Source organism: Pseudomonas sp. Z1-29 (assembly GCF_051131995.1).
GTDB lineage: Bacteria > Pseudomonadota > Gammaproteobacteria > Pseudomonadales > Pseudomonadaceae > Aquipseudomonas.
Genome location: NZ_CP071645.1, coordinates 1,746,378 through 1,763,393 on the forward strand (window position 1 = coordinate 1,746,378; position 17,016 = coordinate 1,763,393).

General features: G+C 58.5%; 17 protein-coding genes. All 17 read left to right on the top strand.

All coding sequences use genetic code 11. The features are described from left to right. Positions 1–10: 10 nt before the first annotated feature. The gene (gene pseB, locus J3P84_RS08125) at positions 11–1,012 is read left to right on the top strand and encodes a UDP-N-acetylglucosamine 4,6-dehydratase (inverting) (RefSeq protein ID WP_434629204.1); all 1,002 of its coding nucleotides are present in this window, start codon (positions 11–13) and stop codon (positions 1,010–1,012) included. Further along, positions 1,009–2,169 (top strand): UDP-4-amino-4,6-dideoxy-N-acetyl-beta-L-altrosamine transaminase, encoded by a 1,161-nt coding sequence (pseC, locus tag J3P84_RS08130; protein ID WP_434629206.1) that lies wholly within the window; start codon positions 1,009–1,011, stop codon positions 2,167–2,169. Before pseB ends, pseC begins: the two co-directional genes overlap by 4 nt. A 6-nt stretch (positions 2,170–2,175) precedes the next feature. Beyond that, the gene (gene pseF / locus J3P84_RS08135) at positions 2,176–2,877 is read left to right on the top strand and encodes a pseudaminic acid cytidylyltransferase (protein WP_434629208.1); all 702 of its coding nucleotides are present in this window, start codon (positions 2,176–2,178) and stop codon (positions 2,875–2,877) included. Next, on the top strand, positions 2,874–4,379 hold the full coding sequence (gene pseG / locus J3P84_RS08140) for a UDP-2,4-diacetamido-2,4,6-trideoxy-beta-L-altropyranose hydrolase (RefSeq protein ID WP_434629210.1): 1,506 nt from the start codon (positions 2,874–2,876) through the stop codon (positions 4,377–4,379). Before pseF ends, pseG begins: the two co-directional genes overlap by 4 nt. Next, the gene (gene pseI / locus J3P84_RS08145) at positions 4,372–5,424 is read left to right on the top strand and encodes a pseudaminic acid synthase (RefSeq protein ID WP_434629212.1); all 1,053 of its coding nucleotides are present in this window, start codon (positions 4,372–4,374) and stop codon (positions 5,422–5,424) included. Before pseG ends, pseI begins: the two co-directional genes overlap by 8 nt. 196 nt (positions 5,425–5,620) lie before the next feature. Then, positions 5,621–6,547, top strand: a complete 927-nt coding sequence (locus tag J3P84_RS08150; RefSeq protein ID WP_434629214.1) for a ketoacyl-ACP synthase III — start codon at positions 5,621–5,623, stop codon at positions 6,545–6,547. 83 nt (positions 6,548–6,630) lie between these two features. Continuing rightward, positions 6,631–7,923: a motility associated factor glycosyltransferase family protein gene (locus tag J3P84_RS08155; RefSeq protein WP_434629216.1), complete on the top strand. Its 1,293-nt coding sequence runs from the start codon at positions 6,631–6,633 to the stop codon at positions 7,921–7,923. Further along, positions 7,920–8,189 (top strand): hypothetical protein, encoded by a 270-nt coding sequence (locus J3P84_RS08160; protein WP_434629218.1) that lies wholly within the window; start codon positions 7,920–7,922, stop codon positions 8,187–8,189. Before J3P84_RS08155 ends, J3P84_RS08160 begins: the two co-directional genes overlap by 4 nt. Before the next feature lie 253 nt (positions 8,190–8,442). Further along, positions 8,443–9,294 (top strand): flagellin domain-containing protein, encoded by an 852-nt coding sequence (locus J3P84_RS08165; protein WP_434629220.1) that lies wholly within the window; start codon positions 8,443–8,445, stop codon positions 9,292–9,294. 72 nt (positions 9,295–9,366) lie between these two features. After that, positions 9,367–9,732, top strand: a complete 366-nt coding sequence (locus J3P84_RS08170; protein WP_434629222.1) for a flagellar protein FlaG — start codon at positions 9,367–9,369, stop codon at positions 9,730–9,732. Positions 9,733–9,815: 83 nt separating this feature from the next. After that, a complete protein-coding gene (gene fliD, locus J3P84_RS08175) occupies positions 9,816–11,252 on the top strand; it encodes a flagellar filament capping protein FliD (protein WP_434629224.1) in 1,437 nt (478 codons plus the stop codon). Positions 11,253–11,385: 133 nt separating this feature from the next. Next, the gene (gene fliS / locus J3P84_RS08180; protein ID WP_305499598.1) at positions 11,386–11,781 is read left to right on the top strand and encodes a flagellar export chaperone FliS; all 396 of its coding nucleotides are present in this window, start codon (positions 11,386–11,388) and stop codon (positions 11,779–11,781) included. Positions 11,782–11,792: 11 nt separating this feature from the next. Then, a complete protein-coding gene (locus tag J3P84_RS08185; protein WP_434629226.1) occupies positions 11,793–12,089 on the top strand; it encodes a flagellar protein FliT in 297 nt (98 codons plus the stop codon). 174 nt (positions 12,090–12,263) lie between these two features. Beyond that, positions 12,264–13,739 (top strand): sigma-54 dependent transcriptional regulator, encoded by a 1,476-nt coding sequence (locus J3P84_RS08190; protein WP_305499600.1) that lies wholly within the window; start codon positions 12,264–12,266, stop codon positions 13,737–13,739. A 128-nt stretch (positions 13,740–13,867) separates the two neighbouring features. Beyond that, complete coding sequence (locus J3P84_RS08195) at positions 13,868–15,058, top strand: sensor histidine kinase (RefSeq protein WP_434631210.1); 1,191 nt, start codon at positions 13,868–13,870, stop codon at positions 15,056–15,058. A gap of 4 nt (positions 15,059–15,062) precedes the next feature. Beyond that, complete coding sequence (gene fleR, locus J3P84_RS08200; protein ID WP_434629228.1) at positions 15,063–16,451, top strand: sigma-54-dependent response regulator transcription factor FleR; 1,389 nt, start codon at positions 15,063–15,065, stop codon at positions 16,449–16,451. Between the two features lie 232 nt (positions 16,452–16,683). Further along, positions 16,684–17,010, top strand: coding sequence for a flagellar hook-basal body complex protein FliE (gene fliE / locus J3P84_RS08205; protein WP_305499603.1), 327 nt, complete (start codon positions 16,684–16,686; stop codon positions 17,008–17,010). Positions 17,011–17,016 lie beyond the last annotated feature (6 nt).

The following is a 17,016-nucleotide window of genomic DNA, read 5'->3' on the forward strand; positions in this document are numbered from 1 at the left end:
GACTCAAGGTATGTTCAACGGTAAATCGATCTTCATCTCAGGCGGCACCGGCTCGTTCGGGCGTAATTTCATCCGCCGGTTGCTGGAGCAGTACCAGCCCAAGCGCGTGGTGGTGTTTTCCCGCGATGAGCTCAAGCAGTACGAGATGCAACAAACCTTCAATGCTCCCTGCATGCGTTATTTCCTGGGAGACGTGCGTGACGCCGATCGTCTGCGCCAGGCCATGCGCGGGATTGATTATGTGGTGCATGCAGCAGCGCTCAAACAAGTGCCCGCGGCTGAATACAATCCCACCGAATGCATTCGCACCAACGTCAATGGCGCAGAAAATATCATCGCAGCGGCGATCGAGAACGGTGTGAATAAAGTCGTTGCACTGTCCACTGACAAAGCGGCCAGCCCAATCAACCTGTATGGCGCGACCAAGTTGCTGTCGGACAAATTGTTCGTGGCGGCCAACAATATCGCGGGTGAACAGCAGACCCGGTTCGCCGTCGTGCGCTATGGCAATGTTGCCGGCTCCCGGGGGTCGGTGGTGCCGTTCTTCAGCAAGCTCATCGCCGAGGGCGCGACGGAGCTGCCAATTACCGATGAACGTATGACTCGCTTCTGGATCACCCTCGATCACGGTGTGCAATTCGTGCTGGACAGCTTCGCCCGCATGCACGGCGGCGAAGTGTTCGTGCCGAAGATTCCATCGATTCGCATCATCGATTTGGCGTCGGGCATGGCTGGACATTTGCCGCGCAAGAACGTGGGCATACGCCCCGGTGAAAAACTACATGAGTTGATGGTGCCGCTGGATGATGCACGCATGACGATCGAGTTCACAGACCATTACACAATCCAGCCGTCGATTCGCTTCACCAACGTGGATGTGGATTTCGCTGTGGACAACCTGGGCGAACGAGGCACCCCCGTCGCGGAGGACTTCGAGTATCGCTCTGACACCAATCCTCACTTTTTGTCGGTGGAACAGATCGCCGATCTGCACGCCCGGCTATCGGTATGATTCCCTACGGTCGGCAAAGCCTCGATCAGGCTGACATCGATGCCGTCGTCGCCGTGTTGCAGTCCGATTGGCTGACGCAAGGGCCGGCGATTGAACGTTTTGAACAGGCCATGGCCCGTCGCTGCCAGGCCGGTTATGCCGTGGCGGTGTGCAACGCGACCGCCGCGCTGCACATCGCTTGCCTGGCTGCGGGGCTTGGGCCTGGGGATCGCTTGTGGACCACGCCAAACACTTTTCTGGCCTCAGCCAATTGCGGCCGTTATTGCGGCGCGCAGGTGGATTTCGTCGATATCGATCCGCTGACCTGGAATCTCGATGCCGTTGCCTTGGCCATAAAACTCGACAGGGCCGAGTGTGACGGGACCCTGCCAAAAGTCTTGGTGGCGGTAGCCTTCTCCGGGCAAAGCTGTGACATGCGTGAGATCTTTCGCCTGTCCGAGCGATACGGCTTCACGGTCATTGAGGACGCCTCTCATGCCGTGGGCGCGTCTTATGCCGACAGGCCAGTGGGGTGTGGCGAATTCGCGGACATGACGGTGTTCAGTTTCCATCCGGTGAAAATCATTACCAGCGCTGAAGGCGGGATGGTCCTGACCAATCGCCCGGAGCTGGCGCAGCGCCTGCAACGTCTGCGCAGCCATGGGATGACCCGTGACGCCGCGCAGATGAGCGAGCCCAGCCATGGGCCCTGGTACTATCAGCAGGTGGAGCTGGGTTTCAATTACCGTATCACGGATCTTCAAGCTGCCCTGGGGCTTTCCCAGTTGGACAAGCTCGATGGGTTTGTCGCCCGGCGTCGTGGTTTGGCGGCGCGCTATAATCAGTTGCTGGGTGGTTCGCCGCTGACCTTGCCCGGCGTGCAAGCCGACGCCGAATCGGCCTGGCATTTGTATGTGGTGCGCTTGCGACTTGATGAGATTTCCCTCAGTCATCGTCAGGTTTTCGAAGGCTTGCGCGCGGCCAAGATCGGCGTGAACCTGCATTACATACCGGTCCATTTGCAACCGTATTACCGCGATCTGGGATTTGCCCAAGGTGATTATCCACAGGCTGAACGTTATTACGCCGAGGCCATCAGCCTACCGATGTTTCCTTCCCTCAGCGACGAACAGCAGGACTATGTGGTTGGGCAACTGAAACGATTGCTTGAGGAGTAACGACGCGTGAGCGCAATCGCGATCATTCCTGCCCGTGGCGGCAGCAAGCGCATTCCCCGCAAGAACCTCAAGCCATTCGATGGCGTGCCGATGGTTGTTCGCTCGATTCGCACGGCGCTGGAGTCGACGTTGTTCGACGCGGTGTTCATCAGCACCGATGACGAAGAAATCGCCGAAGTGGCGAAGGCTCACGGTGCGCAGGTGCCATTCCTGCGACCGGCAGCGTTAGCGGATGATTTCACCGGAACGGCGACGGTGATTGTCCATGCCCTGAATGAATTGCGTGCGCGTTCGTTCGACTTTGTCTGTTGCATTTATGCCACCGCCCCCTTGTTGCAACCGCGGTTTCTACGTGAAGGTTTTGACTTACTGCGCGAGCATCCCGAGAAGTCGTTCGCGTTTTCCGTGACCGGTTTTGGCTTTCCGGTGCAACGTGCGTTGACACTGGACGAACAGGGCGCGTTGACGCCTCTGTACCCGCAATTTCGCGACACCCGCTCCCAGGACCTGGCCGAAGCTTTTCAGGATGCTGGCCAATTCTATTGGGGGCGCCGGGACGCCTGGTTGCGTGGCGATGCATTGTTTTCGCCGAAAAGCCTGCCGGTAGTGCTGCCTCGTCATCTGGTGCAAGACATCGATACAGCCGAAGACTGGAAGCGCGCCGAGTATCTCTACGCCGCTTTGAAAGCAGGCGGTGAATTGCAATGAGAGTGCTGATCCGCGCCGACGCTTCACCCAGCATCGGCAGCGGGCACATCGCCCGTTGCCTGACCTTGGCGCGAGTCCTGCGCGGGCAGGGCGCGCACGTCGCGTTCGCCTGTCGGTTGCTCATCGGGCATCGTCTGCACGCCTTGGAGGCCGAGGGCTTCGAGACGTTCTCCCTGCCGGACTTTTATCCCGGAGAAGATCCGCAACAGTCCATCGAGTCATTGTTGCCCTGGCAAGCGGATATCGAGGCGTTGGAGCAGGCGCTGGCCGATAGGCCCGGTTTCGACTGGATCATCGTTGACCACTATGGTCTGGATCATCATTGGCAGACCGCTGCCCGGCGCCTTGCGCCAAGGATCATGGCGGTGGATGACCTGGCGACCCGGACTTATAGCGTCGACCTCCTGCTTAATCAGAATCTGTCCGGTACCCAAGCTGCGTATGAAGGGTTGCTGCCCGAGCATTGCCGTACGCTGCTGGGACCGCGTTACGCGTTGTTGCGCGATGAGTTTCGTTGCGGGGCGATCGAGATAAAACCGAAGGTCAGGCGCGTGCTTGTCAATTTCGGCGGTTTTGATGCGGCGATGCAAACTCATCACGCAATGCTGGCGCTGGCGGATTACCCTGAGCTGGAAGTGGATTTTGTTGCCGGTGCGGATAACCCGGCGTGGGCTCGCATGCAACGGATGGCGGCGAGTCGTCCCCATTGGCGATTGCACAGTTTCGTCAGTCATTTTCATCGGCTCATGCTGGAGGCCGACCTGTTCATTGGTGCCGGTGGTGGAACCAGTTGGGAGCGGGCCGCCATGGGGTTGCCCACGATTTGTATCGCGGTATCGAACAATCAGCAGGCCAACAGCGAGGTGATGGCGACATTCGGGGCTCATGTTTATCTGGGACCCAAAGAGGACGTTACGATGGAGCAGTTGCGCCAAGCCATCGGGTTCCTCGTCGGCAACCAAGGGTTGCGCCAAAGTTTGGCCCAGCGTTCCCTGCAGTTGGTCGATGGCTTGGGCGCATCCAGGGTCGCTGTAGCCATGGCCGGCGCGTTGCTGCAGGTTCGACCGGCCACGCAAGCTGACACCCATCTGCTTTTCGAGGGGCGTAATGCCGACGCCGTGCGCCGTGTATCGCTGGATCGTTCACCCGTCGACTGGGATCGCCATTGCCAATGGCTGCAAGGCAGCCTGGTCAATCCACAGCGTTTATTGCTGGTTGGCGATGCGTCCGACGGACCTGTCGGCGTATTGCGTTATGACCTGCAAGGCAGCGAAGCGCTGGTATCGATCTATTTATTCGAGAACCGCCTGGGGCTGGGGTGGGGCAGGGCATTGCTGGCCCATGGTGAGGCGTTTGCTACCGTCCACTGGCCGCAATTGAGCCGCTTTACCGCTCAGGTTCTGCCCGCTAACCAAGCGTCTCTGGACCTGTTCCGCCAAGCCGGTTTCAGTCAAGGCACATGCGTGTTCACGCGCGTATTGAAGGATCATCCTCATGAGTAGTTTCAAGATCGGTCAGCGCAGTATCGGGGCTGACGCGCCGCCTTTCATCATTGCGGAGATGAGCGGCAACCATAACCAATCCCTGGAAGTGGCCTTGCAGATCGTCGAAGCCGCCGCCCATGCCGGCGCTCACGCTTTGAAGCTGCAGACCTACACTGCCGATACCATGACGCTGGATCTGAGCGAAGGGGAATTCTTCATCAAGGACCCCAGCAGCCTTTGGGCGGGTACATCGCTCTATGACTTGTACGAAAAGGCCCATACGCCCTGGGAATGGCACGCTCCGATTTTCGCCCGGGCCAAGGCGCTGGGCATGCTCGCGTTCTCGACGCCGTTCGACGAGACCGCTGTGGATTTCCTCGAAAGCCTGGACGTGCCCGCCTATAAGATCGCCAGTTTTGAAAACACGGACGTGCCGCTGATTCGTCGGGTCGCTGCGACGGGCAAACCGCTGATCATTTCCACCGGCATGGCGAGCATCGCTGAGCTCGATGAAACCGTGCGTGCCGCCCGCGAGGCCGGTTGCAAGGATCTGGTGTTGCTCAAATGCACCAGTACGTATCCCGCCACACCAGCCAACAGCAACGTGCGCACCATCCCCCATCTGCGGGAGTTGTTTGGTTGCGAGGTGGGCTTGTCGGATCACTCCATGGGAGTCGGCGTGTCCGTTGCTGCGGTGGCGATAGGGGCGACTGTCGTTGAAAAACATTTCACCCTTGATCGCGCCGCTGGCGGGGTGGATGCCAGTTTTTCCCTGGAACCTGCAGAATTGGCAGCGCTGGTGATCGAAACCGAGCGTGCCTGGCAGGCCATGGGGCAGGTGCTTTACGGCGTGACCGAGGCCGAGCGCAAATCTTTGGTCTACCGTCGTTCGTTGTACGTAACGCAAGACATGGCCCCCGGCGAAGCGTTTACGTCGCAGAACGTCCGTGCCATCCGCCCGGGCCTTGGACTCGCGCCCAAACACCAGGATTCATTGATGGGCCGTCGCGCTCGGCAGGCTATCAAGCGTGGCACTCCGCTGTCCTGGTTGTTAGTTGAATAGCTTTTTGATGGGGCCTATTCAGCATTTAGCGTGACCTGCGAGTCATAACGCGCATCTTCACTGTATTGTATTGACCGGGAAGATGGCGCCTGGGCCTTATCAGGACCAGTGATAGCCCTTTACACTTCCCATTTGTCGGCGCCCCTCGATTCCTTGCGAGCGGTGGTATTGGGCTGTTTTTGATTGGGAAGCCGTAATGATTGGCATAAAGAGCATTGCGAGCTACGTTCCTGTAGCCGGCGTGGACAATTACGCACAAGGTGCAAAATTTGAAAAGGATGAAGAATTCATCCTTGGCAAGATTGGTTCCGCCTTCTTGCCACGCAAGGATGACGGGCAGGAAACCTCCGATCTGTGCGTCGAAGCAGCTAATGCGCTGTTTGCCAATAATCCCGATCTGAAGCGCGAATCCATTGACGTGCTGATTGTCGTCACCCAGAACGGTGACGAAGAAGGCTTGCCCCACACCTCGGCAATCGTCCAGGACAAACTCGGCCTGCCCACCAGTGTGGCAGCGTTCGACATCTCCCTGGGTTGCTCGGGTTATGTCTACGGTATCTACGCCATCAAGGGTTTCATGGAAGCCGCCGGCCTGAAGAACGGCCTGCTGGTGACTGCCGACCCTTACTCGAAGATTGTCGATCCGGAAGACCGCAACACTACGATGCTGTTCGGCGACGCCGCCACCGCTACGTGGATGGGCGAAAATGCGCCGTGGCAATTGGGCAAGGCCAAGTTCGGCACCGACGGTTCCGGTGCGCCGCACCTGAAGGTTAGCGATGGCGTATTCTTCATGAACGGTCGCCAGGTGTTCAACTTCGCCTTGCTCAAGGTGCCGGCACATCTGCACGAGTTGCTCGCCGACTCCGACCTGCGACCCAGTGACATTGATGCGTTCTGTATCCATCAGGGCAGCGCCGCGATTGTCGACGCCGTGGCGCGTCGTTTCGAAGGCGAGCCGGAAAAGTTCATTAAGGACATGGTCGAGACCGGCAACACCGTGTCGTCGAGCATTCCACTGCTGTTGGAGAGACACGTGCTCAACTCCGAATGGAAGCGTGTGGCGTTGAGTGGCTTCGGCGTAGGTCTGTCATGGGGTTCGGCGATCATCTATCGCCCGTGAGCCCATAAAACCCAGGCACAAAAATAGCGTCCAAGGTGTAACCTTGAACGCTATTTTTTTGCCTGACGCAAAAGCGAGACGCCATGAGCGAGTACTTTGAACGCAACCTCCAGGTGATCCAGCATCGTTGGCCGGCCTTGGCCGAGCGTCTGTTGCTTGAGGATGTCAGTGAATTGCAGGCTGATCTTGTAGAGGGTCTTGGGTCGACACTGAGTGTCAATGGCATTCAACTGACCAGTCGACACGACCGTCTTGCCGAGGCCGACCTGCAAGCCGCCACGCTTCCGCTGGACGCTCCCGTGGTGCATGTATACGGCACCGGGCTGGGCGATCTGCAGAACCGCTTGCTGGAGCGAGCGGGGCTCGAAAGGTTGTGTGTGCATATTCTCAATGGTTCGGTGTTTGCCCTGGTGTTGCAGGTGCTGGATCAATCGCCATGGCTGTGCGACCCGAGAGTGGTATTGCTTCATGCCGGTGACCTGGCGGAAATCCAGTTGCCATTTTTTGCACTGCCCGCCGAGCTGGTGCTAGCCGACGATTACAATGCCAAGATTCGTGATCGATTGATCAGTGAAATCCATCTGGCTTTCACCAATCGGGAGTTCGATCCACAGTCCCCTGAGATTGTTGAACGCCTGCAATCGACCTTCAGTCTCGCGAGCGAGGATCGGGATGTCGTCGAGCTGTTCGGCGCATTCAAGGGCCGTAAGGCGCTTGTCGTGGCCACCGGCCCCAGCCTTGAGCAGCATTTCGAAAGACTGCGTCACCTGAGCGAGCAAGCCCAGCGACCATTGTTGATTTGTGTCGATACGGCATACCGGCCGTTGATCGATCACGGCATTCGTCCCGACATCGTGGTCAGCATCGACCAGCGTATCTCGGCGCGTCATCTTCCCTCTGAAAACACCGACGGCATCGCGCTGGTTTATCTGCCGATGGCCGACCCCTTGGTGATTGAGGCGTGGCAAGGGCCTCGCTACGTCGCTTACTCCTCCAGCCCGGTCTATCGCCAGATGCGTGAGCAACTGCACCGGGCCGAACTCCATGTAGGCGGAAGCGTGATTCATCCGGCGGTTGATCTGGCGGTGCAAATGGGCGCTGCGCACATCACGCTTTTTGGTGCTGATTTTGCCTTTCCCAACGACAAGACCCATGCAGGATGGGGCGATGGCGACTTGGGGCCGCAGTTAAAGGCGTCCAGGCACTGGGTGCTTGATGGGCATGGCCGACGAGTCAAGACCCAGCTCAACTTCCGCAGCTACCTCTGTGAGCTGGAGCGTTTTATCGCCAGGCATCCCCAGGTGCGGTTCTATAACAGCAGTCGAGACGGAGCGTTGATTGTGGGCACCGATTTTGATCCGGAATATGTGCAATGACCGAGCTACAGGTAGTGATCGATGATGCCCGTGAGTGCGCGCGTCTGTTTCGCCTTGGACGAGATGTCGAGGCGGGGCTGGCGATGGTCGCGCTGATCGAATCGGCGCAGCCTTTAGTCGAATTGATGCCAGGCGACGTCCCTGCGTCGTGGAACAGGCTGCTTGCCTTGATGCTGGTTGATCAGCAGGCGCAGAACTGGATTTCGTTGGCCGATTATCTTGAGTATGAATGGGCCCAACTGTTGACCGCCGGTCGGCCGAAATAACCTCTTTCGCTCCACTCAACGCTGTCCTCCGCCTTCGGCTCCGTCACCGGCGTTTCCCTGACGTCATTTTTCCACCCTCCAGCAGCGGCCAAGTCCTTGATTTATGAGGGGTGGCACCCTGATGGCAAAATTTTTGAAAATTCTGCTAAAGCAAGTTCCAATTACGACGATAACTATTACGAAGGTTCTCTAGGCCACACCCGGCGGTTGCCAGGGCCGGAAGCCGCAGTACCCAACCAACGAGGAATTCGTCATGGCTTTAACAGTAAACACTAACGTCACATCGTTGAATGTTCAGAAGAACCTGAACAAGGCTTCCGATGCTCTCTCCACTTCGATGACCCGCCTGTCTTCCGGCCTGAAAATCAACAGCGCCAAAGATGACGCCGCCGGCCTGCAGATCTCCACTCGTATGACCTCGCAAATCCGCGGTCAGACTGTTGCGATCAAGAACGCCAACGATGGTATCTCCATCGCTCAGACCGCTGAAGGCGCGATGCAGGAATCCACGAACATTCTGCAGCGTATGCGTGAGCTGGCTGTTCAGTCCCGTAACGACTCCAACGGTACTGCTGACCGTGAAGCTCTGAACAAAGAATTTGCTCAGATGTCGAACGAATTGACCCGTATCGCCAAGTCTACCAACCTGAACGGCAAGAACCTGATTGACGGTACCGCTGGCACCATGACCTTCCAGGTTGGTTCCAACACCGGTGCTGACAACCAGATCACCCTGACCCTGGACAGCGGCTTCGACGCAGCTTCCCTGTCGGTTGACTCCGCCACCGTTCAGATCACCGGTACTGATTCGGCTACCGCTGAAGCTTCGATGAACAACGCGCTGACCAAGATCGACGCTGCTCTGGCCAAGATCAACGCCAGCCGTGCTGACCTCGGTGCTGCACAAAACCGTATGACCAGCACCATCTCCAACCTGCAGAACATCAACGAAAACGCCAGTGCTGCACTGGGTCGCGTACAAGATACCGACTTCGCTGCTGAAACTGCACAACTGACCAAGCAGCAGACTCTGCAGCAAGCGTCTACCTCGGTTCTGGCCCAGGCCAACCAACTGCCATCCGCTGTACTGAAGCTGCTTCAGTAATAGCCGGATGAGTTTTAGCGGGGGAGTGCGCTTGCGTGCTCTCTCGCTTTTTCCGTTCAAGAGGTGATGGACATGGATATGAGCGTGAAGCTGAACTTGTCTTATCCAGCGGCAAAGCCGGCACCTACCGTGGCCGACAAGTCCGTGGGGAAGCCTCAAGCCGAGCTTGCCACCGTGACCCCGGTCAAGCAGGCGCCTAAAGACGCTGCTGCTGAGCAGGACAAACTCAAGAAGGCCGTTCAGGAAATCGAGAAGTTCGTCCAGTCGGTCAAGCGCAACCTGGAGTTCTCTATTGATGAGCCTTCAGGCAAAGTAGTGGTCAAAGTGATTGCCAGTGGTTCCGGTGAAGTGATTCGTCAGATCCCGAACGAAGAAGTTCTGAAACTGGCCGACAGTTTGAATGATGCAAACAGCTTGTTGTTCAGCGCTGAAGCCTGACAGCTGGCACGAATTTTGTTGCTCTATTCTTTTGGGCGGTGTATTGGCCAAAAGGCCGGCGACACACTGAAGGGAGTATCACCATGGCAAGTCCAATTCTTCCGGGACTGGGTCTAGGCTCAGGCCTTGATACCGGTGCGATCGTCAAGGCGCTGGTGGATTCTGACAAGGCGGCCAAGCAAGGTCAGATCGACCGTGCCACGAAGACGAATACGTCGAACATTTCCGGTATCGGTTCGTTGAAGGCCCTGCTGGCTACGTTTCAGTCCGCGCTCGAAGCTTTGGGGAGTACGACTAACCCTCAGTTCACCGGCTTTGCCGCTACATCTTCCGATGCCAAGATATTGACCGCGACGTCGAGTAACTCGGCGGTCGGTGGTACCTATAGTGTCAAGATCACCAATCTGGCTACTGCCTCGAAGGTGTCGACGGCTGCTTTCGCCGGCGGAGCTACGAGCGCAGTGGAAGCGGGTACGCTGACGATCAGCAGCCAAAGCGGCGCGTCCTACGCCGTTGATGTTCCGTCTGGCTCCACCTTGCAATCGGTCAGGGATGCAATCAACTCCAAATATCAAGCCAGCGGCGTGAACGCCAACATCGTGACGGACAGCTTTGGCTCGCGTCTGGTGGTAGGTTCTACAAAGACCGGTGCAGGGAATGATCTGTCTTTAAGCGGTATTGCCAGTCTGACCGCTGACGGCACCGCGCTCATGGCCAACCCGCCGACAGCGGCATCTTCCGGCTCTCTGTCTCTTGCCACTGATGCGAAATTCGAAATTGACGGTCTGGCAATGACGAGTCCGACCAATAAGCTGGACAATGCGGTCACTGGCTTAAGCATGACATTGGTTGCGCCTACTGCCACTGCGGTAACGGTTACCGTTGCCACCAACGCGGACGGCTTGAAGGCTTCGATCCAGAAATTCGTCGACGCTTATAACGCCATTGCCAAGGCGGTGACCTCGCTGACTAAACCGACGACAGACGCTGACGGTAATTCCGTGCCGGCGGCATTGGCCGGTGATGCCATGCCGCGCGCGCTGTTGGAAGCTATCCGAGGCCCATTGTCCCAAACGGGTGCTGGTGACAAGCTGACAGTTTTGTCCCAGTTAGGGATTACCACCAACCAGACGACCGGTGCGTTGGATTTCGACAGTGCCAAATTTTCAACTGCTTTGAATTCAAAACAGTTGGGTGGGGAAGTTCAAACGCTGTTCACTGGCGAGAACGGCTTGATGGAGCGCATGCAGAAAGCGATCAAACCGTACACCGAGCTCAAGACGGATGCAGGGGGAAAGCCTATTGATAATATCCTGACGGCTCGCTCCAAGAACCTGACTGTTATCCAGAAAAAGCTGGCTGCGGATCAGGAAGCACTGGATCGTCGGATCGAAACCCTGACCAAGGTACTGACTAAAAAGTACAACGACATGGACACCCTGGTAGGCAAGTTGAAAGCCACCGCCAACAACATCACCTCCATGTTCGAAGCGATGACGGCACAGCAGAAAAACAGCTGATTGTCGACCGATACAAAAAGCCCGGCAACGTGTCGACTACGTTCCGGGCTTTCGGCTTTTCCGACCTAAAGTTTTCTGACGCAGCGTCGATATGCTGTTTATACGAACCGAAGTTTTTTTGATGAGGTAGAACATGAATCCGATGTTAGCCCTTCGCCAATACCAGAAGATTGGCGCCCAGGCGCAAACCTCCGAAGCAAGTCCCCATCGTCTTGTGCAAATGCTCATGGAAGGCGGGCTGGACCGTATCGCCCAAGCCAGAGGCGCGATGGAGCGCAAGGATATTCCAAACAAAGGCATTCTGATCGGCAAGGCCATCGGCATCGTCGGCGGCCTGCGTGAAGGCTTGGACCTGGAAAACCAGGCCGAGTCGGTCGCCGAGCTGGATGCGCTCTACACCTACATGATGAAACGCCTGGCCGAAGCCAACGCCAAGACCGATCCGAAGATCCTCGACGAAGTCGCCGATCTGCTTCGCACGGTCAAGGAAGGCTGGGATGCCATCGCCACGCCTGGCCCGCAGTTCTAAGGAGTGCTCCCATGAATCTTGTCCTGCAGCGAATCGAACAAACCCGTGATGCCCTGGTTGGCGCCTTGGCTGAGCGTAATTGGGAAGCCATTGGTCAACTGGACCTGGCGTGCCGTTCCTGCATGGAGGACGTCTTGAGCGAGTCCGAGGTGGACGAGGCGGCGTTGCGTAATAATCTGGAAGAACTGTTGGGGGTTTATCGCCAGTTGCTGGAAGCGGCGACGGGCGAGCGTCAGGCAATCGTGAGCGAAATGTCGCAGATTCATCAGGCACAGAACGCGGCGAAGGTTTATCACTTGTTCGGCTGATTTAATTTTCAGTTAATACCGAACAAAGTGCGCCATAAATTTGACTGTGCACGATTTTTTGACTTAACTAGTGGCTGTTTACAGATTTCAGGCGTCTACAGGCATGACAAGTCTGCAAGCGTCTAGCTTGCCCCCAAATCCGGGCACTGAGTTGACTAGGGAAGTTGCTATTGCATGTGGCGTGAAACCAAAATTCTCCTGATCGATGACGATAGCGTCCGCCGCCGCGACCTGGCGGTGATCCTGAATTTTCTTGGCGAAGAAAATTTGCCCTGCGGTAGCCATGATTGGCAGCAGGCTGTCGGCTCTCTGTCGTCCAGTCGTGAAGTCATTTGCGTCCTTATCGGGACGGTAAATGCTCCCGCGTCGCTTTTGGGCTTGCTAAAGACACTCTCGACCTGGGATGAGTTCCTTCCAGTTTTGCTGATGGGCGAAAATTCTTCCCTCGACCTGCCGGAAGACCAGCGCCGCCGGGTGCTTTCCACCCTGGAAATGCCGCCGAGCTACAGCAAACTGCTCGATTCGTTGCACCGCGCCCAGGTTTATCGCGAAATGTACGACCAGGCGCGTGAGCGCGGCCGGCATCGCGAACCCAACCTTTTCCGCAGCCTCGTCGGCACCAGCCGTGCCATCCAGCACGTGCGCCAGATGATGCAGCAGGTAGCTGACACCGACGCCAGCGTGCTGATCCTGGGCGAATCCGGTACCGGCAAGGAAGTGGTCGCGCGCAACTTGCATTACCATTCCAAGCGCCGCGAAGCGCCATTCGTGCCGGTCAACTGCGGGGCGATTCCCGCCGAGCTGCTCGAAAGCGAATTGTTTGGTCACGAGAAGGGCGCGTTCACCGGTGCAATCACCAGCCGCGCCGGACGTTTCGAGTTGGCCAATGGCGGCACGCTGTTCCTCGATGAAATCGGCGACATGCCGCTGCCGATGCAGGTCAAGCTGCTGCGCGTCTTGCAGGAGCGTACCTTCGAGCGCGTGGGCAGCAACAAGACCCAGAGTGTCGACGTACGGATCATCGCCGCGACCCACAAGAACCTCGAGACCATGATCGAGGTCGGCAGCTTCCGCGAAGATCTTTATTACCGTCTCAATGTATTCCCGATCGAAATGGCGCCGTTGCGCGAGCGGGTCGAAGACATCCCGCTGTTGATGAACGAGCTGATCTCGCGCATGGAGCATGAGAAGCGTGGTTCGATCCGCTTCAACTCGGCGGCGATCATGTCCCTCTGCCGTCACGGTTGGCCGGGCAACGTCCGCGAATTGGCCAACCTGGTGGAGCGCATGGCGATCATGCACCCCTACGGTGTGATCGGCGTGAATGAGCTGCCGAAGAAATTCCGCTACGTCGATGACGAAGACGAGCAAATGGTCGACAGCCTGCGCAGCGACCTGGAAGAGCGGGTGGCGATCAACGGTCATACGCCGGATTTCACCACCAATGCCTTGCTGCCGCCGGAAGGCCTGGACCTCAAGGATTACCTGGGCGGCCTGGAGCAAGGGCTTATCCAGCAGGCTCTGGACGACGCCAACGGCATCGTCGCCCGCGCGGCAGAGCGCTTGCGCATTCGTCGAACCACCCTGGTGGAAAAGATGCGCAAGTACGGCATGAGCCGTCGTGAAGGAGATGAACAGGCGGATGATTGACGCCTGTTTTGCAACCGCCTGATTTTCAGGCGGTTTTTTTTCGGCACGGGTATTGCTACAGCTCTCGCAACGTTCCGTTTAACTGACGGTCAGCCAAGCGAGAGAGCACGATGACCCAAGCCGCCCTGATGTCTTCTGTCCCCGAGCCGGGTCATATGCCGTCCGTCGAACAGGCTGGCCGGCTTGGGCTTGAACAGGCGTTTTCGCTGTTCAGCCAGATGTCCAGCCAGTTGACCGACTCCTACAGTCTGCTTGAAGCGCGGGTAACCGAGCTCAAGGGGGAGCTGGCGGTGGTCAGTGCCCAGCGCATGCAGGAGCTGGCGGAAAAAGAGCGCCTGGCCAACCGGCTGCAAAATCTGCTCGACCTCTTGCCTGGCGGGGTCATCGTCATCGATGCCCACGGCTTTGTGCGCGAAGCCAACCCGGCGGCGTGCGAGCTGCTCGGCCTGCCTCTGGAAGGCCAGCTCTGGCGACACGTCATCGCCCGCTGCTTCGCTCCCCGCGATGACGACGGCCACGAAGTTTCCCTGAAGGATGGTCGGCGGCTGTCCATTTCGACCCGTTCGCTGGACGCCGAGCCTGGACAGTTGGTGTTGCTCAACGACCTGACCGAAACCCGTCACTTGCAGGACCAGTTGGCCCGTCACGAGCGTCTGTCTTCCCTTGGGCGGATGGTCGCGTCGCTGGCCCATCAGATCCGTACGCCGCTGTCTGCCGCGTTGCTGTACGCCAGTCATCTGACCGAACAGCAACTGCCGATGGAGACCCAGCAGCGTTTTGCCGGCCGCTTGAAGGAGCGCTTGCATGAGCTGGAACACCAGGTGCGCGACATGCTGGTGTTCGCCCGTGGCGAGTTGCCGCTGACCGACCGCGTCGCGCCCAAGGTGCTGCTGCAGTCTTTGCAGGCTGCAGCACTGACCCATGTGCAGGGCGTGTCGATCCGCTGGCAGTGCGACAGCCATGCGGGCGAGGTGCTGTGCAACCGTGACACGCTGGTGGGCGCGGTATTAAATCTTATTGAAAACGCGATTCAGGCCAGTGACGTTGATGTCCGTCTGAAAGTGCACCTGTATACCCGCGACAACACCCTGCGCCTGTGTGTCAGCGACAGCGGCAGCGGTATCGAGCCGTCCGTGCTTGCACGTCTGGGCGAGCCATTTTTTACCACCAAGACCACTGGAACCGGCCTGGGCCTGACCGTGGTCAAGGCGGTGGCGCGTGCCCATCAGGGCGAATTGCGGCTGCGCTCGCGGCTGGGGCGCGGTACGTGCGCGACGGTGTGCTTGCCGCTGTTTTCCAGCGCGCCAGGGGTGGAGTGAGCAAATGGCGACCAAGGTTCTACTGGTTGAAGATGATCGCGCGCTACGCGAAGCACTCGCCGATACGCTGCTGTTGGCCGGGCATGATTATGCCGCTGTCGGTTCGGCGGAAGAGGCATTGCTCGCAGTGGCCCGTGAGCCATTCAGCCTGGTGGTCAGCGACGTCAATATGCCGGGCATGGACGGCCATCAATTGCTCGGCCTGCTGCGCGCACGCCAGCCGCAACTGCCAGTCCTGTTGATGACCGCCCACGGCGCCGTCGAGCGGGCGGTGGATGCCATGCGCCAAGGGGCGGCGGATTATCTGGTCAAGCCGTTCGAGCCCAAGGCCCTGTTGGACCTGGTGGCTCGCCATGCCTTGGGTAGCCCTGCTGTCGAGGGCGAGGGGCCGGTGGCCATCGAGCCGGCCAGTGCGCAGTTGCTGGAGTTGGCCGCACGGGTGGCCCGCAGCGATTCAACCGTGTTGATTTCCGGCGAGTCCGGCACGGGCAAGGAAGTCCTGGCCCGATATATCCATCAGCAATCCCGGCGCGCCAGCGAACCGTTCATTGCCATCAACTGTGCGGCGATTCCCGACAACATGCTCGAGGCGACGCTGTTCGGCCACGAGAAAGGTTCGTTTACCGGCGCCATCGCGGCCCAGCCTGGCAAGTTCGAGCAGGCTGATGGCGGGACCATTCTGCTGGATGAAATTTCCGAGATGCCGCTGGGCCTGCAAGCCAAGCTGCTGCGCGTCTTGCAGGAGCGGGAAGTGGAGCGGGTCGGCGCGCGCAAGCCCATAAGCCTGGACATTCGCGTGGTGGCGACGACCAACCGTGACCTGGCCGGGGAAGTCGCGGCGGGGCGCTTTCGTGAAGACCTTTATTACCGGCTGTCGGTTTTTCCGCTGGCCTGGCGTCCACTTCGCGAGCGCACCGCCGATATCCTGCCGCTGGCCGAGCGCCTGCTGGCCAAACACGTCAATAAAATGAAGCACGCGGCGGCGCGGTTGTCCGCCGAGGCGCAGGCCTGCCTGATCGCCTATCCCTGGCCGGGCAATGTCCGGGAACTGGACAACGCTATCCAGCGGGCGCTGATCCTGCAGCAGGGCGGCTTGATCCAGCCGGAAGATTTCTGCCTGGCCGGCCCGGTGGCCTGCGCGCCTTTGCCGGCGTTGCAGTCCGCCCCGGCGCAGATTCCTCCCGGGGAAGTGATGGGGGAAACCGCGGGCGCCCTGGAAGATGACCTGCGCCGTCGCGAATTCCAGATGATCATCGACACCCTGCGCGCCGAACGCGGCCGACGCAAGGAGGCGGCTGAGCGCCTCGGTATCAGCCCGCGGACCCTGCGCTACAAGCTGGCGCAGATGCGTGATGCCGGGATGGATGTAGAGGCTTATCTCTTCGCCAGTTGAAGCATTAAACAAACCCTGTGGGAGCGAGCCTGCTCGCGAAGACAATGGTCCTCGCGACGCGGGGGTCGGCTGACACACCGCTATCGCGAGCAGGCTCGCTCCCACAGGAGCCTGAAAGGATCCGCGCGCGCATTTGTTTCCGACGGCCACGGAGCTGGCACCCTTGTTGCTACTACCTACGTACCCGCTGAGTAAGTGTCAAAAAAATGCGGGCCGCCAGAGAGAATAGATCATGAGCCAAGGTATTGAATTTAATCGGTTGATGCTGGACATGCGCTCCATGCAGATGGACGCCATGGCCCAGCCTAAATCGGTCGCGGTGCCCCAAGTGGCCGGCAGCAGCTTTTCCGACATGCTCGGTCAGGCCGTCAATAAAGTGAACGATACCCAGCAGGCTTCGAACCAGTTGGCCAGTGCTTTCGAGATTGGCAAAAGTGGCGTCGACCTGACGGACGTAATGATCTCTTCGCAGAAAGCCAGTGTCTCGTTTCAGGCGTTGACCCAGGTACGCAACAAGCTGGTTCAAGCCTATCAAGACATCATGCAGATGCCGGTCTAAGGAAGC

Bases quoted from the DNA above. Each gene is read 5' to 3' on its own strand.
- J3P84_RS08170 (WP_434629222.1), top strand. From the start codon at position 9,367: ATGGATATGAGCGTGAAGCTGAACTTGTCTTATCCAGCGGCAAAGCCG.
- J3P84_RS08160 (WP_434629218.1), top strand. From the start codon at position 7,920: ATGACCGAGCTACAGGTAGTGATCGATGATGCCCGTGAGTGCGCGCGT.
- fliE (WP_305499603.1), top strand. From the start codon at position 16,684: ATGAGCCAAGGTATTGAATTTAATCGGTTGATGCTGGACATGCGCTCC.
- fliS (WP_305499598.1), top strand. From the start codon at position 11,386: ATGAATCCGATGTTAGCCCTTCGCCAATACCAGAAGATTGGCGCCCAG.
- J3P84_RS08150 (WP_434629214.1), top strand. From the start codon at position 5,621: ATGATTGGCATAAAGAGCATTGCGAGCTACGTTCCTGTAGCCGGCGTG.
- pseG (WP_434629210.1), top strand. From the start codon at position 2,874: ATGAGAGTGCTGATCCGCGCCGACGCTTCACCCAGCATCGGCAGCGGG.
- J3P84_RS08190 (WP_305499600.1), top strand. From the start codon at position 12,264: ATGTGGCGTGAAACCAAAATTCTCCTGATCGATGACGATAGCGTCCGC.
- pseB (WP_434629204.1), top strand. From the start codon at position 11: ATGTTCAACGGTAAATCGATCTTCATCTCAGGCGGCACCGGCTCGTTC.
- J3P84_RS08195 (WP_434631210.1), top strand. From the start codon at position 13,868: ATGTCTTCTGTCCCCGAGCCGGGTCATATGCCGTCCGTCGAACAGGCT.
- fleR (WP_434629228.1), top strand. From the start codon at position 15,063: ATGGCGACCAAGGTTCTACTGGTTGAAGATGATCGCGCGCTACGCGAA.
- J3P84_RS08185 (WP_434629226.1), top strand. From the start codon at position 11,793: ATGAATCTTGTCCTGCAGCGAATCGAACAAACCCGTGATGCCCTGGTT.
- pseC (WP_434629206.1), top strand. From the start codon at position 1,009: ATGATTCCCTACGGTCGGCAAAGCCTCGATCAGGCTGACATCGATGCC.
- pseI (WP_434629212.1), top strand. From the start codon at position 4,372: ATGAGTAGTTTCAAGATCGGTCAGCGCAGTATCGGGGCTGACGCGCCG.
- fliD (WP_434629224.1), top strand. From the start codon at position 9,816: ATGGCAAGTCCAATTCTTCCGGGACTGGGTCTAGGCTCAGGCCTTGAT.
- J3P84_RS08155 (WP_434629216.1), top strand. From the start codon at position 6,631: ATGAGCGAGTACTTTGAACGCAACCTCCAGGTGATCCAGCATCGTTGG.
- J3P84_RS08165 (WP_434629220.1), top strand. From the start codon at position 8,443: ATGGCTTTAACAGTAAACACTAACGTCACATCGTTGAATGTTCAGAAG.